14 protein-coding genes are annotated in these 15,400 nt (G+C 70.9%); 7 read left to right on the forward strand and 7 right to left on the reverse strand.

Features of this window, described 5'->3' with window-relative positions:
• The 3 genes from AC5Y6X_RS17225 to AC5Y6X_RS17235 form a co-directional block, all read right to left on the reverse strand.
• Nucleotides 1–1,386 carry an NAD(P)/FAD-dependent oxidoreductase gene (locus AC5Y6X_RS17225; RefSeq protein WP_499987813.1) on the reverse strand — a complete coding sequence of 462 codons (1,386 nt, stop codon included), beginning with the start codon at nucleotides 1,384–1,386 and terminating at the stop codon, nucleotides 1–3.
• A gap of 130 nt (nucleotides 1,387–1,516) precedes the next feature.
• The gene (locus tag AC5Y6X_RS17230) at nucleotides 1,517–2,434 is read right to left on the reverse strand and encodes an LLM class F420-dependent oxidoreductase (RefSeq protein ID WP_499987814.1); all 918 of its coding nucleotides are present in this window, start codon (nucleotides 2,432–2,434) and stop codon (nucleotides 1,517–1,519) included.
• Between the two features lie 52 nt (nucleotides 2,435–2,486).
• Complete coding sequence (locus AC5Y6X_RS17235) at nucleotides 2,487–3,164, reverse strand: SDR family oxidoreductase (protein ID WP_499987815.1); 678 nt, start codon at nucleotides 3,162–3,164, stop codon at nucleotides 2,487–2,489.
• Between the two features lie 177 nt (nucleotides 3,165–3,341).
• Between AC5Y6X_RS17235 and modA the strand changes: the two genes are divergently transcribed.
• From modA to AC5Y6X_RS17265, 6 genes are all read left to right on the forward strand, one after another.
• On the forward strand, nucleotides 3,342–4,094 hold the full coding sequence (modA, locus tag AC5Y6X_RS17240) for a molybdate ABC transporter substrate-binding protein (protein WP_499987817.1): 753 nt from the start codon (nucleotides 3,342–3,344) through the stop codon (nucleotides 4,092–4,094).
• Nucleotides 4,095–4,097: 3 nt separating this feature from the next.
• On the forward strand, nucleotides 4,098–4,892 hold the full coding sequence (locus tag AC5Y6X_RS17245; protein WP_499987818.1) for an ABC transporter permease: 795 nt from the start codon (nucleotides 4,098–4,100) through the stop codon (nucleotides 4,890–4,892).
• Nucleotides 4,893–4,898: 6 nt separating this feature from the next.
• Entirely contained in the window at nucleotides 4,899–6,020 is a 1,122-nt protein-coding gene (locus AC5Y6X_RS17250; RefSeq protein ID WP_499987819.1) for a sulfate/molybdate ABC transporter ATP-binding protein, read from the forward strand.
• A gap of 120 nt (nucleotides 6,021–6,140) precedes the next feature.
• Entirely contained in the window at nucleotides 6,141–7,160 is a 1,020-nt protein-coding gene (locus AC5Y6X_RS17255; protein WP_499987821.1) for an alanine and proline-rich secreted protein Apa, read from the forward strand.
• Between the two features lie 123 nt (nucleotides 7,161–7,283).
• On the forward strand, nucleotides 7,284–7,583 hold the full coding sequence (locus AC5Y6X_RS17260; RefSeq protein WP_499987823.1) for a GlsB/YeaQ/YmgE family stress response membrane protein: 300 nt from the start codon (nucleotides 7,284–7,286) through the stop codon (nucleotides 7,581–7,583).
• A 47-nt stretch (nucleotides 7,584–7,630) separates the two neighbouring features.
• Entirely contained in the window at nucleotides 7,631–8,656 is a 1,026-nt protein-coding gene (locus AC5Y6X_RS17265; RefSeq protein ID WP_499987825.1) for a zinc-binding alcohol dehydrogenase family protein, read from the forward strand.
• Between the two features lie 4 nt (nucleotides 8,657–8,660).
• Here the strand turns inward: AC5Y6X_RS17265 and AC5Y6X_RS17270 are convergent, their stop codons facing one another.
• The 4 genes from AC5Y6X_RS17270 to AC5Y6X_RS17285 are packed head-to-tail and all read right to left on the reverse strand — an operon-like array spanning nucleotide 8,661 to nucleotide 13,706.
• Complete coding sequence (locus AC5Y6X_RS17270; protein WP_499987827.1) at nucleotides 8,661–9,413, reverse strand: CPBP family intramembrane glutamic endopeptidase; 753 nt, start codon at nucleotides 9,411–9,413, stop codon at nucleotides 8,661–8,663.
• 35 nt (nucleotides 9,414–9,448) lie between these two features.
• Nucleotides 9,449–11,851: a phosphoketolase family protein gene (locus AC5Y6X_RS17275; protein ID WP_499987829.1), complete on the reverse strand. Its 2,403-nt coding sequence runs from the start codon at nucleotides 11,849–11,851 to the stop codon at nucleotides 9,449–9,451.
• 46 nt (nucleotides 11,852–11,897) lie between these two features.
• Nucleotides 11,898–12,746 (reverse strand): SDR family oxidoreductase, encoded by an 849-nt coding sequence (locus AC5Y6X_RS17280; protein WP_324676788.1) that lies wholly within the window; start codon nucleotides 12,744–12,746, stop codon nucleotides 11,898–11,900.
• 45 nt (nucleotides 12,747–12,791) lie between these two features.
• Nucleotides 12,792–13,706 (reverse strand): undecaprenyl-diphosphate phosphatase, encoded by a 915-nt coding sequence (locus tag AC5Y6X_RS17285; protein WP_499987830.1) that lies wholly within the window; start codon nucleotides 13,704–13,706, stop codon nucleotides 12,792–12,794.
• 101 nt (nucleotides 13,707–13,807) lie between these two features.
• Between AC5Y6X_RS17285 and AC5Y6X_RS17290 the strand changes: the two genes are divergently transcribed.
• Nucleotides 13,808–15,292, forward strand: a complete 1,485-nt coding sequence (locus AC5Y6X_RS17290) for an acetyl-CoA acetyltransferase (protein ID WP_499987832.1) — start codon at nucleotides 13,808–13,810, stop codon at nucleotides 15,290–15,292.
• The last annotated feature ends 108 nt before the right edge of the window (nucleotides 15,293–15,400 follow it).

Raw genomic sequence — 15,400 nt, forward strand, 5'->3', positions numbered from 1 at the left:
TTAGCTGGCCCGCCGGGCCGCCGGCCGCTTCGCCTCGGCCGCCAGCACGGCCAGCTGTTCGAGGCGGGTGCGGGCGAACGCCTGCTGCTCGGTGATGGTGAGCTGGCCGCGGCGGGTGCTCAGGAAGGTCACGGTCCACGACAGCAGCGTGCTGACCTTGGTCTTGAAGCCGACCAGGTAGACCAGGTGCAGCACCAGCCACATCAGCCAGGCGATGAACCCGCTGAACTCCATGGGGCCGATCTTGGCGACCGCGGAAAACCGCGACACGGTGGCCATCGAGCCCTTGTCGAAGTATTGGAACGGCTCGCGCTCGGCGGGGTCGGCCCCGCCGAGCTCGGCCCTGATCAGGCCGGCGACGTACTTGGCGCCCTGGATGGCGCCCTGGGCCACCCCCGGCACGCCCTCGACGGCGGCCATGTCACCGATGACGAACACGTTCGGGTGCCCGGGGATGGACAGGTCGGGCAGCACCTTGACCCGCCCGGCCCGGTCGATCTCGACCGCCGACTGCTCGGCGAGGTCCTGGCCGAGCCCGCTGGCCTGCACCCCGGCGGACCACACCTTGCACGCGGTTTCGATCCGCCGGGTGGTGCCGTCGGAGTCCTTGACCGTGATGCCGTTGCGGTCGACGTCGGTGACCATCGCCCCGAGTTGGATCTCCACGCCCATCTTCTGCAGCCGCGTCGCCGCCCGGTCACCGAGCTTTTCGCCGAACGGCGGCAGCACCGCCGGCGCGGCGTCGAGCAGGATCACCCGCGCCCGGGTGGAATCGATGTGCCGGAAGGACCCCTTCAGGGTGTGGTTGGCCAATTCGGCTATCTGCCCGGCCATTTCGACGCCGGTGGGGCCGGCGCCGATGACCGTGAACGTCAGCAGCTTGGCCCGTCGTTCCGGGTCGCGGGAGCGTTCGGCCTGCTCGAAGGCGCTCAGGATGCGGCCGCGCACCTCGAGCGCGTCGTCGATCGATTTCATGCCGGGCGCGAACTCGGCGAAGTGGTCGTTGCCGAAGTACGACTGGCCGGCGCCGGCGGCGACAATCAGTGTGTCGTAAGGGGTTTCGTAGACGTGACCCAGCAGATCCGAGACGACGAACCGCCCCTCCAGGTCGATGTGCGTGACGTCGCCGAGCAACACCTGGACGTTGCGCTGCCGGCGCAGCACCACCCGGGTGGGCGGGGCGATGTCGCCCTCGGACACGATGCCGGTGGCCACCTGGTACAGCAGCGGCTGGAACAGGTGGTGGGTGGTGCGGGCGATCAGCTTGATGTCGACGTCGGCGTGCTTGAGCTTCTTTGCCGCGTTGAGCCCGCCGAAACCCGATCCGATGATGACGACTTGATGACGACGCTCGGGTGCAGCAGTGGTTTCCGCCTGCGTGCTCATGTTCGGGTTGCTCCTGCCGGGGCTTCTTGACGCGCGAATTCAGTTAGCTACCACGCTAGTCAGCGGACACCCGAAACCCAATTCGTTTGCATGTGTAATGACCCACACCGGCTCGCCGCCCTGGCTGCGCTCACAGACCGACCAGGGGCCGCAGCGCCTCCCCGGCGGCGGCGATGACCCCGGGTGTGTAGAAGGGCATGTTGATGATCACCCCGTCGATCCCGGCGTCCAGCACCTTGGTCTTGATCTGGTCGGCGACCGACTCGGCGCTGCCGGCCACCATGCGCTGGGTCATCTCCGCGGGGATGCGGTCGGCACCGAAGTTCTCGTCGACGACGGCCGTGGTCAGCGTGCTGGTCTCCAGCGTGGCCGGGTCGCGGCCGATCTCCTCGCAGCGCTGCCGCACGACCTTCACCTTGGCCGGCAGCTCGTCGAACCCGGCGATGACGTTGAGGTGGTCGAAGTGGCGCGCGGCCAGCGGGATCGTCTTCTTCTCGCCGCTGCCGCCGATCATCAACGGAATGTGGTCGCGGAAGCGCGGATTGGCCATGGCCTGGTTGGCGCGATACCACTTGCCCTCGAAGGTCGGGCGTTCGCCCTTGATCATCGGCAGGATGATCTGCAGCGCCTCGTCGAGCCGGTTGAAGCGGTCGGTGAACGTGCCGAACTCGAAGCCCAGCTGGTCGTGCTCGAGCTCGAACCAGCCGGTGCCGATCCCCAGGATCGCCCGGCCTTGGCTGACCACGTCCAGCGTCGTGATGATCTTGGCCAGCAGCGCCGGGTTGCGATAGGTGTTGCCGGTCACCAGGGTGCCCAGCTGCACCCGCTCGGTGCCGGTGGCCAGCGCGCCCAGCGCGGTGTAGGCCTCCAGCATCGGCTGGTCGGGATCGCCCAGCATGGGCAGTTGGTAGAAGTGGTCCATGACGAAGACCGAGTCGAAACCGGCCGCTTCGGCCTCGCGGGCCTGGGCCAGGACGGTGGGGAAGAGTTTGTCCACCCCGGTGCCGTAGGAGAAGTTGGGAATCTGCAGACCGAGTCGAATAGCCACGCCGTCTACCGTAGTGCGGCGCCCCGCGTCGGGATACGGCCCGGATTCAGCGTCAGGCGAAACGGGCCAGGGCGCCGTGGCTGACGTGCAGGGTCTGGCCGGTGATGTGGCGGGCCGCCGAGGTGGTGAGGAACAGCGTCAGGCGGGCGACCTCCGTCGCGACCGACGGCGGCGTCCGGGAGAGGCCGTCGTAACCGGCCTGGGCGCTGCGGCCCCGTGCCACCACGTTGATCGTGATCCCGCGGGTGCCGAAGATCTCCGCCTGTCCCGCAACCCAATTCGAGAGGGCCGCCTTGATCGCGGCGTCGGCGCTGCCGGCTGGCGGGTTTTCGGCCACCACGCAAACGATGGAGCCACCGGAGCGCAGGTGGTCGCCGACGGCGTGCACCGTCAGCGCCGCCGAAAGCACCGTCGCGTCGAGCGCTTTGCGCCATGCCGTGGCCGTGTCGGAGAGCGCATAGGTGCGCGGGTCGCCGGCGTCCCAGTCCGGGGCCGGCACGTGGACGATCGTGTCGAGGTGGTGGGGGAACAGACCGCGAACCGATTCCAGGCTCGCCGGGTCGGTGGTGTCGCAGACGATCGCGTCCACGTCCAGCTCTTTGGCAGCGACCTCGAGGTCGCTGCGCCGCGAGCCCACGAGGGTCACCCTGTGACCGTCATCGCGGAAGCCCTCGGCCACTGTGCGCCCCAGCGCCGTATCCCCGCCGGTGACCAGCACCTCCACAGCCATGACCTCCTCGTGCTCAACGTTGAACGTCGATACCGGTCGATGTTACTGGACAGTAGCTATTCGGGGAAATCCCGTCGGGCGCGCCGCGCAGATCATTTGCATAACTATTCGGCCGTCACTCGTTTGCGACTATTTGGCCCCCGGCGGGCCGCATCGTCGGCGCGTTAGGGTTCACCCATGCGCCGTTTCCTGGGCCTTCTGTTGTCCGCGATGCTGCTGCCGGGGACGGCGTCCTGCGCCTCGAAGCCGCAGGCGTCCGGGTCGATCGTGGTTTTCGCGGCGGCCTCGCTGAAACCCGCGTTCACCCGGATCGGCCAGCGGTTCAAGACCGACAACCCGGGCAGCGGCGTCGAGTTCGATTTCGGCGGCTCCTCGGAGCTCGCGACCCAGCTGACCCAGGGCGCGACCGCCGACGTCTTCGCATCGGCGGACACCGCGCAGATGGACACGGTCGCCAGGGCCGGGCTGCTGGCCGGTGACCCGGCGAACTTCGCGTCCAACACGTTGGTGATCGTCACGACGCCGGGCAACCCGAAAAGGATCGGATCGTTCGCCGACCTCGCCAGGCCCGGGCTCGCCGTGGTGATCTGCCAGCAGCCGGTGCCCTGCGGATCGGCGGCCCGGCGCGTCGAGGACGGCACCGGCGTGCGGCTCAACCCGGTCAGCGAGGAACCCAGCGTGACCGACGTCCTCAACAAGGTCACCAGCGGGCAGGCCGACGCGGGGCTGGTCTACGTCACCGATGCGCACGCCGCCGGAAACAAGGTGGCGACCGTCGACTTCCCCGAGGCGTCCGGTGCGGTCAACGTCTATCCCATCGGGGTGCTGAAGAAGGCGCCGAAACCGGCCCTGGCGCAGAAGTTCGTCGCGCTGGTGACGTCCGACGCGGGGCAGCAGGTCCTGGCCCAGTCGGGCTTCGCGAAACCCTGAGCCGTGCAAGGGAATACGGCTCTGCCCCGCTGGGTGTACGTCCCCGCCGCCGCCGGGGTGGTCTTCGTGGCGCTGCCGCTGTTGTCGATCGCGATCGAGGTCGACTGGCCCAACTTTTGGTCGCTGATCACCAGCTCGTCGTCGAAGACGGCGCTGCTGCTCAGCCTGAAGACCGCCGCGGCCAGCACGGTGCTGTGCGTGCTGCTGGGGGTGCCGATGGCGCTGGTGCTGGCCCGCGGCGCTGGGCGGCTGGTGCGGGTGCTGCGGCCGCTGATCCTGGTGCCGCTGGTGCTGCCGCCGGTGGTCGGCGGCATAGCGTTGCTGTACGCGTTCGGCAGGCTCGGCCTGGTCGGCCGGTACCTGGAGGCCGCCGGGGTGAGCATCGCGTTTTCCACCACCGCGGTGGTGCTGGCGCAGACGTTCGTGTCGCTGCCGTTTCTGGTGATCTCCCTCGAGGGCGCCGCGCGAACCGCCGGAGCCAACTACGAGGTGGTGGCGGCGACGCTGGGGGCGCGGCCCAGCACCGTCTGGTGGCGGGTCACCCTGCCGCTGCTGCTGCCGGGGGTGGTGTCGGGCGCGGTGCTGGCGTTCGCCCGCTCGCTGGGGGAGTTCGGCGCGACGCTGACCTTCGCGGGTTCGCGGCAGGGCGTGACCCGCACCCTGCCGCTGGAGATCTACCTGCAGCGGGTGACCGACGCGAACGCGGCGGTGGCGCTGTCGATCCTCTTGGTGGCGGTGGCGGCGCTGGTGGTGCTGGGCCTGGGCGCGCGCAGGCTGACCGGGCCGGGGGCGGGGTAGCCGGCGATGAGCGAGTTGCGGCTTCGCGCGGTGGTGGTCGACCGCGGGCTGGACGTGGAGTTCTCGGTGTCGGCGGGCGAGGTGCTCGCGGTGCTGGGGCCCAACGGCGCGGGCAAGTCGACGGCCCTGCACGTCATCGCGGGGCTGGTGCGTCCCGACGAGGGCGTGGTGCGGTTGGGGGATCGGGTGCTGACCGACACGGCCGCCGGCGTGCAGGTGGCGACCCACGATCGCCGGGTCGGGCTGCTGCTGCAGGATCCGCTGCTGTTTCCGCACCTGAGCGTCGCCGCCAACGTGGCGTTCGGGCCGCACAGCCGTCGCAGGATCGTCGGCAAGTCGCGTGGCGGGCGGCGCGCCGAAGAGCGATCGAGGGCGCTGCGCTGGCTGCGCGAGGTGGGCGCCGAGCAGCTCGCCGACCGGAAATCGCGGCGGCTGTCCGGCGGTCAGGCCCAGCGGGTGGCAATCGCGCGGGCGCTGGCGGCCGAGCCCGACGTGTTGTTGCTGGACGAGCCGCTGACCGGGCTGGACGTCGCCGCGGCCGCGGCCATCCGCGCGGTGCTGCGCGGCGTGGTCGCCCGCAGCGGCTGCGCGGTGATCCTGATAACGCATGACCTGCTGGACGTGCTCACCCTGGCCGACCGGGTGCTGGTGCTCGAATCCGGGAGGGTCGCCGAGATCGGTCCGGCGGCCGAGGTGCTCGCCGCGCCGCGCAGCCATTTCGGCGCCCGCATCGCGGGCATCAACCTGGTCAACGGGACGATCGGGGCCGACGGCTCGCTGCGCGCCCGGTCCGGCGAGCCATGGCACGGGATGCCGGCACAGGAGCTCGGCGGCGGGCAGGACGCCGTCGCGGTGTTCCCGCCGTCGGCCGTGGCCGTCTACCGAGAGCCGCCGCACGGCAGCCCGCGCAACTGCGTCCGGCTGACCGTCGCGGAGCTGGGTATGCGCGGGTCCGCCGTGTTGGTGCGGGCCCGTGAGCAGCCCGACGGCGCGCCGGGCCTGGCCGCCGAAATCACCGTGGACGCCGCGTCGGAGCTGCGGCTGGCGGCGGGGGAGGAGGTGTGGTTCTCGGTCAAGGCCACCGAGGTGACGCTGTATCCGGCGGCCGCGCGGCCCGCTCGCTCCTGACCGTCGGGACGGACCGCGCGCCGTCGAAACTGGTTGCACATTGGCAACATCGGGAAAACCGCACCGCATCGTCAGCAGCGCACCCTTGCGTCACAGCCGTAACACGGTAGGTTCGTCGCCATGGATCAGGTGGACCCGAACTCGACACGCCGCAAAGCCCTGTGGGCAACGCTGGCGATCGCCACGGTGACCGGCGCCAGCGCCGTCACCATCGCGTTGCCGGCGACATCGCACGCCGATCCGGAGACCCCCACCCCGGTCCCGGCAACCACGGCCGCCCCGCCGCCGGCCGCCCCCGCGCCGAACGCGCAGCCCGCTCCGAATGCGCCGCCGGCGCCGGGCGATGCGAACGCCGCGCCGCCGCCACCGGTCGACCCGAACGCGCCGCCACCGCCGGCCGTCGACCCCAACGCCGGCCGGATCGGCAACCCCGTCGGCGGATTCAGCTTCGTGCTTCCGCCCGGCTGGGTGGAGTCGGACGCGTCCCACCTCGACTACGGCTCGGAGTTGCTGAGCAAGACGACCGGCCAGCCGCCGATGCCCAATCAGCCGCCGCCGGTGGCCAACGACACTCGCATCGTGATGGGCCGGCTGGATCAAAAGCTTTACGCCAGCGCCGAAGCCAACAACGCCAAGGCCGCGGTCCGGCTCGGCTCGGACATGGGCGAGTTCTTCATGCCGTACCCGGGCACGCGGATCAACCAGTCGACGTCCACGCTGACCGGCGCCAACGGGATCACCGGAAGCGCGTCGTACTACGAGGTCAAGTTCAGCGACCCGAGCAAGCCGAACGGCCAGATCTGGACGGGCGTCGTCGGGTCATCCACGGCTAGCCCGCCGCAGCGCTGGTTCGTCGTGTGGCTCGGCACCGCGAACGACCCGGTGGACACGAACGCGGCCACGGCACTCGCCCAGTCGATCCAGCCCTGGACAGCCCCGCCGCCACCCGCCGCCGCGCCGGGAGCGCCCGGGGCGCCCGCGCCGGAGGCGCCGGCTCCTGCGCCGCCCGCCCCGGCTCCCGCCGCACCCGCGCCGCCGGCACCGGGCGCGCCGCCGCCGGCCGCGCCGCCGGCCCAAGCACCCGCCGGCGAGGTCACTCCGACGCCCGCGCCGGCGCCACAGCAGACCCAACCGGCCTGACCCGCCGATCGGTTTGCCGTACCGTCGCCGGTTCGGCCCGCAATTCGTGACGTAAACGGGGTATACCAAGAGCACGGCCCGGCAAACGAACCGGGCTTTGCCAGCGAATGCAGGGAGGCCCGGATGGACGTGACGGCAGCAACCGAATATCTTGCCCGCTCGACAACGCTGACCAGTGTCGGCTGGATCGGCTACATCATCATCGGCGGCATCGCGGGCTGGATCGCCGGCAAGATCGTCAAGGGCGGCGGGTCCGGCATCCTGATGAACATCGTCATCGGCATCATCGGCGCATTGATCGGCGGATTTCTGCTGAGCTTCTTCGTCGACACCGCCGCCGGCGGCTTTTGGTTCACCCTGTTCACGGCGATACTCGGCTCGGTGATCCTGCTCTGGATCGTCGGCATGGTCCGAAGGACCTGACCCGGCGAAACCGTTGCGGCCGTGGCGGATAGCGGCAAGATGGACTGATGGCCCCCGTCGCGACAACGACCATGCGCGCCTGGCGAGTGCGTCGGCCCGGCCCCATGGACACCGGTCCGCTCGAGCGGGTCACCGCCGAAGTGCCGCGCCCCGAGCCGTCCGAGCTGCTGGTGGCGGTGCGCGCGTGCGGCGTGTGCCGCACCGATCTGCACGTCGCCGAGGGCGACCTTCCCGTGCACCGCGAGCACGTGACCCCGGGCCACGAGGTGGTGGGGGAGGTCATAGAGGTCGGCTCCGACGCGGGCGACGAGTTCAAACCGGGCGACCGGGTGGGCATCGCCTGGCTGCGCCACACCTGCGGGGCCTGCAAGTACTGCCGCCGGGGCGCCGAGAACCTGTGTCCGGACTCCCGCTACACCGGCTGGGACGCCGACGGCGGATACGCCGAATTCGCCACCGTGCCAGCGGCTTTCGCGCACCACCTGCCGAGCGGCTACAGCGACACCGAGCTCGCCCCGCTGTTGTGCGCCGGCATCATCGGCTACCGGTCACTGCTGCGCGCCGAGCTGCCGCCGGGCGGCCGGCTGGGGATCTACGGCTTCGGCGGCAGCGCCCACATCACCGCGCAGGTCGCGTTGGCCCAAGGCGCCGAGGTGCACGTGATGACCCGTGGGGTCGAGGCGCAGGAGCTGGCGGTCAAGCTCGGCGCCGCGTCGGCGCAGGGCGCCGCCGATCCGCCGCCGGTGCCGCTGGACGCCGCGATCCTGTTCGCTCCGGTCGGTGATCTGGTGCTGCCCGCGATGGCGGCGCTGGACCGCGGCGGCACCCTGTCGATCGCCGGGATCCACCTGTCCGACATCCCGACCCTGAACTACCAACGGCACCTGTTCCAGGAGCGCCAAATGCGGTCGGTCACGTCCAACACCCGCGCGGACGCGCGGGCGTTCCTCGACTTCGCCGCGCAGCATCACATCGAGGTGACCACGCCGGAATACCCGCTGGACCAAGCGGATCGGGCGTTGGGCGATCTGGCCGCCGGGCGCATCGCCGGCGCGGCGGTGTTGCTCGTCTGAGGACTCAGGTCGACAGGTGCCAGACCAGCGCGGCGGCCAGGGCGCCAAGCCCGTTCAGCGACCAGTGCAGGGCGATCGGCGCGAGCAGGCTGCCGCTGCGCCGGCGTAACCAGCTGAAGACGAACCCGGCCGTGGCGGTGGCCAACACCGCCAGCGTCACCCCGGCCACCATCCCGGCGAAACCCCCGCCGAACACCCGGGTGAAGCCGACGTTGCTGCTCGTCAGCCCCAGCGACGTGGCGACGTGCCACAGGCCGAACAGCAGCGAACCCACCAGCGCGACCCCGCGAAATCCCCAGGCCCGGCTCAACGCACCGTGCAGCACCCCGCGGAACGCCAGCTCCTCGGGGATCACCGTCTGCAGCGGAATGATGATCATCGAGGCGATCAGCGCCCCGGAGATCGTCGCGTAGTGATGGTTCATGAACATCGGCCGGGTCGTCGGCAGCAGCACCCCGACCCCGATGACCGACGCGACCACGCCCACCGCGGCCAGCGCATAACCGAGCCCGGACTTCCAATGCCTGCGGCCCAGGCCCAGGTCGGACCAGTCCAGGCCGCGCGCCCGCATCAACGCCACCAGCCCCACCGCCGCGGCGGGGACGGTGGCGACGCTGGCCCAGGGGGTGGTGAAGTGCGCGATCAGGTTGGTCAGCACCAGCACCACGACGACGACGGCGACGTCGAGCTGCACCCGGAACCGGTGCAGCGCCGAGGGGCTCGACACCACAGTGGCGTCGATCGTCGCGTCGGGCATCCGGCAAGCTTACCGGGCGACCCCGCCCGGCCGGCTCACGTCCAGTCGTTGTCCCAGGTCCAGCCGGAGATCTGCGGGTCGTCCTCGCCGCGCTCGCGGGTGTAGCGGCGGGCGGCCAGGCGGGCGTCCACCATGCTCTGCCGCAGCACCGCGGCCCGGCTGGCCAGCCCCTCAACCCGGTCGATGACGTCCATCACCAGGTGGAAGCGGTCGAGGTCGTTGAGCATCACCATGTCGAACGGCGTCGTCGTCGTGCCCCGCTCCTTGAACCCGCGCACGTGAATCTGGTGGTGGTTGGTGCGGCGATAGGTGAGCCGGTGGATCAGCCACGGATAGCCGTGGTAGGCGAAGATGACCGGCTTGTCCCGGGTGAACAGCGCGTCAAACTCCTTGTCCGGCAAGCCATGTGGGTGCTCGGATTCCGGCTGCAGCCGCATCAGGTCGACGACGTTGACCACCCGCACCGCCAGCTCGGGCAGCGCGCGGCGCAGGATGTCGGCGGCGGCCAGCGTCTCCTGCGTCGGGATGTCCCCGGCGCAGGCCAGCACCACGTCGGGTTCGGCGACTGCAGATCCGGCGGTGCTCGCCCACTGCCAGATGCCAAGGCCGCGGGTGCAGTGCGCGATCGCGGCGTCCATGTCCAGGTAGGTCAGCGCCGGCTGCTTGCCGGCGACGATGACGTTGACGTAGTTGCGGCTGCGCAGGCAGTGGTCGGCCACCGACAGCAGCGTGTTGGTGTCCGGCGGCAGGTACACCCGGGTCAGCTCGGCCCGCTTGTTCGCGACCAGGTCGATGAACCCGGGATCCTGATGGGACGCGCCGTTGTGGTCCTGGCGCCACACGTGCGAGCTCAGCAGGTAGTTCAGCGACGCGATCGGCATTCGCCACGGCAGCTCGCGGCTGGTGGCAAGCCACTTCGCGTGCTGGTTCAGCATCGAGTCGACGATGTGCACGAACGCCTCGTAGCAGTTGAACAGCCCGTGCCGGCCGGTCAGCAGGTAACCCTCCAGCCAGCCCTGGCACAGGTGCTCGGACAGCACCTCCATCACGCGGCCGTCCGGCGCCAGGTTTTCGTCGTCGGGCTCGGTCCGCGACAGCCACACCTTGTCGGTGGACTCGTACACGGCGTCCAGCCGGTTGGAGGCCGTCTCGTCGGGACCCATCAGGCGGAACCGGTCCGGGTTGCGGGCGATGACGTCGCGCAGGAACGCGCCCAGCACGCGGGTGGCCTCGTGCATGGTGGCGGCCGGCGCCGCGACCGGCACCGCGTAGTCGCGGAAGTCCGGCAGGTCCAGTTCGCGCAGCAACAGCCCGCCGTTGGCGTGCGGGTTGGCGCTCATCCGCCGGTCGCCCCGCGGGGCGATCGCCCGCAGCTCGGGGCGCAGCGCGCCGCTCTCGCCGAACAGTTCCTCGGGACGGTAGCTGCGCAGCCACTCCTCGAGTTGCGCGCGGTGCGTGGGGTTTTCGTGGGTGGCGGCCAGCGGCACCTGGTGCGCGCGCCAGGTGCCCTCCACCCGCTTGCCGTCCACGCTCTTGGGTCCGGTCCAGCCCTTGGGGGTGCGCAGCACGATCATCGGCCACACCGGCCGCGCGGTGGTGGCGCCGGCGCGGGCGGCCTGCTGAATGGCCGCGATGTCGTCGAACGCGTCGTCGAGGGCCGCGGCGAGCTGCTGGTGCACGTCGGCCGGCTCGTCCCCGGCGACCGTGATCGGGCGATAGCCGTAGCCGCTCAGCAGCGACTCGAGCTCGGCGTGCGGGATGCGGGCCAGCACGGTCGGGTTGGCGATCTTGTACCCGTTGAGATGCAGGATCGGCAGCACGGCGCCGTCGACGGCGGGGTTGAGGAACTTGTTCGAGTGCCAGCTGGTGGCCAGCGGTCCGGTCTCGGCCTCACCGTCGCCGACCACGCAGGCCACCACCAGGTCGGGGTTGTCGAACGCCGCGCCGAACGCGTGCACCAGCGCGTAGCCGAGCTCACCGCCCTCGTGGATGGACCCCGGGGTCTGGGCGGCGACATGGCTGGGGATGCCGCCGGGAAAAGAGAACTGGCGGAACAGCTTTCGCAGCCCGTCGGTGTTCTCCCCGATGCCGCTGTACACCTCGCTGTAGGTGCCCTCGAGGTAGGCGTTGGCCACCAGCCCGGGCCCGCCGTGACCGGGACCGGTGACGTAGATGACGTTGGCGTCGCGGTTGCGGATGATGCGGTTCAGGTGCGCGTAGACGAGGTTGAGCCCCGGGGTGGTGCCCCAGTGACCCAGCAGCCGGGGTTTCACGTGTTCGGCCGACAGCGGTTCGGTGAGCAGCGGGTTGTCCAGCAGGTAGATCTGCCCGACCGACAGGTAGTTGGCGGCGCGCCAGTACTTGTCGATGAGGGCCAGCTCGTCGTCGGAGAGGGCTGGAGGAACGGACGTCGCGGTTGTCGGGGTTCGTAGGCTCACCGGACCGATTGTCCCCGCCTCCGGTGAACCGCGCTCTACCCGGCGCTCATTCTTCGCCGCGGGCCCGGGCCTCGTAGGCCCGGCGCTGCTCGACGTCGACGTCGTCGGTGAAGACGTGCTCGCCGCCGAGCAGGCGGTTGAGGCCCTCGCCGAGGACCCGCGGCATGAACCGCTGCGAGACGACCATCGCGCCGGCCGCCTTGGTGACCCGCACCCGCGGCCGCGGGCGCACCACCAGCCCGACGATCGCGTCGGCGATCTCCGACGGCTCGGCGTTCCGGAATCCCCGGGCCCCCTTGGTGCCCGAGGTCAGTTCGGTGTTGACGAACGACGGCAACACCATCGAGAACTTCACGCCGGCGTCGCGGTACTCGAGCCGCGCCGAGTCGGTGAACGCGACCACCGCGTGCTTGCTGGCGCAGTAGGTGGCCAGCCCGACGGCGTAGATCTCCCCGGCCAGCGAGGCGACGTTGATGACGTGCCCGGAGCCGCGGGGCACCATGCGCTGCACCGCCAGCTTGCTGCCCAGCATCACGCCGTAGACGTTGATGTCCAGGATGCGCCGGGTGACCGAGTCGGGCTCGTCGATGATGCGGCCCACCGGCATGATGCCGGCGTTGTTGACCAGCACGTCGATCGGGCCGAGCTGGCGCTCGACGTCGTCGAGGAAGTCCGCGAACGAGTGCGGGTCGGTGACGTCGAGCTTGCCGTAGACGTCGAGCCCCAGCGCGGCGCCCGACTCCTTGACCCGCACCTCGTCGATGTCGCCGATCGCGACCTTGGCGCCCAGGTTGTGCAGCGCGGTCGCGGTAGCCAGGCCGATTCCCCTTGCGCCGCCGGTGATCACGATGACCTTGTCGCGGACCTTCAGGGCGATGGATTCGGTGTCTGCCATCCGGTAAGCACAGCACTCGACGTCGGGGCGGCGCAACAAACGCAGTCAGCGCAGCGTGAGCCAGGCCAGGCTGGCGGCCCCGACCAGGGCGCAGTAGACGGCGAACGGCGTCAGGGTGCGGGTTTGGAAATACCGCGTGAGGTAGCGCACCGAAAGGTAGGCGCAGACGAACGACGCGACGCTGCCGGCCAGGACCGGGCCGCCGATGCCGGCTCCCAGCGGCCCGAACAGCTCCGGGATCTTGTACACCCCGGCCGCCAGGATGATCGGCGTCGCCAGCAGGAAGGAGAACCGGGCGGCGTCCTCGTGCGACAGGCCGCGCCATAGGCCGGCCACGATCGCGATGCCCGAGCGGCTGATGCCGGGCAGCAGGGCCAGGATCTGGGCGGAGCCGATCACCACGCCCCGGCGCATCGGCAGCTGGGCCAGCCGATTGTCGACGGCCTCGCCGCTGTGCTCGCGCCGCTCGTCCGGTATCGCGTCGGCCGAAGCGGGCGCCACCCGGCGGCGCAACACCTCGCCCGCCCACAGGGCGATGCCGTTGAGGAGCAGGAACGCCGCCGCCGGAACGGGTTTGCCCAGCGTGGTGCGGAACAGCTGTTCGAGGGCCAGCCCGGCCAGGCCCACCGGGATGGTGGCCAGCACGATCAGCCAGGCCAGCCGCTCGTCGGGCGTGCGGACCCGCCGGTGCCGCACGGAGGAGAAGAACCCGGCCACGATGCGCACCCAGTCGCGCCAGAAGAACACCAGCAGCGCCGCGGCGGTGGCGACGTGCAGGCCGACGATGAACGCCAGGTAGGGCGATTGCGGCGCGGACACGTTGAGGTCCTGGGCCCATTGCCCGCCGACCAGCGCGGGCACCAGCACCGAGTGCCCGAGGCTGGAGACCGGGAACAGCTCGGTGATGCCCTGGGCGGCGCCGACGATCACGGCCTCGACATAGCTCAGGTGCGCGGTCATCGGTTGGCTGTCTCCGTCCGGATCGTGGGTCGGCCTGTGACGATAGCCAACGCTTCGGTGCCCGCGGCGGGCCGGCGCCGACGCCGCGATAGGTTCGTCCGGTGACCGTCGACCCCAGGACACCGGTGCTGATCGGCTGCGGCCAGGTCAACCACCGCGACGAGATCGACCCGGACAAGCGGTCCGTCGAGCCGGTCGACCTGATGGCCGCCGCGGCCCGGCAGGCCGCGAGCCCGCGGGTGATCGAGGCCGTCGACTCCATCCGGGTGGTCAACGTGCTGTCGGCGCAGTATCGGGACCCCGGGCTGCTGCTGGGCCAGCGGATCGGCGCCGCCAACTTCCGCACCCTGTACAGCCCCGTCGGCGGCAACGTGCCGCAGTCGCTGGTCAATCAGGCCTGCCTGGACATCCAGGCGGGCCGGGCCGGCGTGGTGCTGCTCGCCGGCGCCGAAACCTGGCGGACCCGGCGGGGGTTGCGGGCCAGGGGCGGCAGGCTGGAGTGGACGGTTCAGGACGAGTCCGTGCCGGCGGCCGAGGTCAGCGGCGACGACGTCCCGATGGCCGGTGACGCGGAGCTCAGGATCCAGATGGACCGCCCGGCCTACGTCTACCCGCTCTTCGAGCAGGCGCTTCGCGTCGCCAATGGCGAGTCGGTCGGGGACCACCTCGCGCGCGTCGCACGGTTGTGGGCGCGGTTCAACGCCGTGGCGGTCGGCAACCCAAACGCGTGGATCCGCAAGCCGGTGACCGCCGAGGAAATCCGGCGGCCCGGCCCGCAGAACCGGATGATCAGCTGGCCGTACACCAAGCTGATGAACTCCAACAACATGGTCGACCAGGGCGCCGCGCTGGTCCTGACGTCGGTCGAGCGGGCGCAGCGGCTGCGGGTCCCGGCCGAGCGCTGGGTCTACCCGCAGGCGGGCACCGACGCCCACGACACCCCCGCCATCGCCGAGCGCGACGAGCTGCACCGGTCGACGGCCATCCGGATCGCCGGGGCCCGGGCGCTGCGGCTCGCCGGGCTGGGCATCGACGACGTCGACTACGTCGACCTGTACTCGTGCTTTCCGTCGGCGGTGCAGGTCGCCGCCGCCGAATTGGGGTTGAGCCTCGACGACCCCGCCCGCCCGCTGACCGTCACCGGCGGGCTGACGTTCGCGGGCGGCCCGTGGAGCAACTACGTCACGCATTCGATCGCCACCGTGGCCGGGCTGCTGGTCGCCAACCCCGGGCGGCGCGCCCTGATCACCGCCAACGGCGGCTACCTGACCAAGCACAGCTTCGGGGTCTACGGCACCGAGCCTCCCGCCGAATTCCGTTGGGAGGACGTGCAATCGGCGGTGGACGAGGAGCCCACCCGGACCGGGCTGGTCGAGTGGGAGGGCGTCGGCACCGTCGAGGCGTGGACGACGCCGTTCGACCGGGACGGGCAGCCGGAGAAGGCGTTCGTCGCCGTGCGCACGCCGGACGGGTCGCGAACGCTGGCGGTGATCACCGACCGCGCCGCGGCGCAGGAGACGGTGCGTGAAGACATCGGTGGCGCCAAGGTCGTCGTCGCCGCGGACGGCAGCGCCGCTTTGCAGTGACCCACCGCCCGGCCATACCGCCAGGCCAGGGCGCCGTTTGCGGGGTAACGGTCGCGGAACCGAATGCGACTTGCCTATTGTCGAGGGTGACGTTGGGAGAGGTGAGCG

Source organism: Mycobacterium sp. NGS26 (assembly GCF_059813025.1).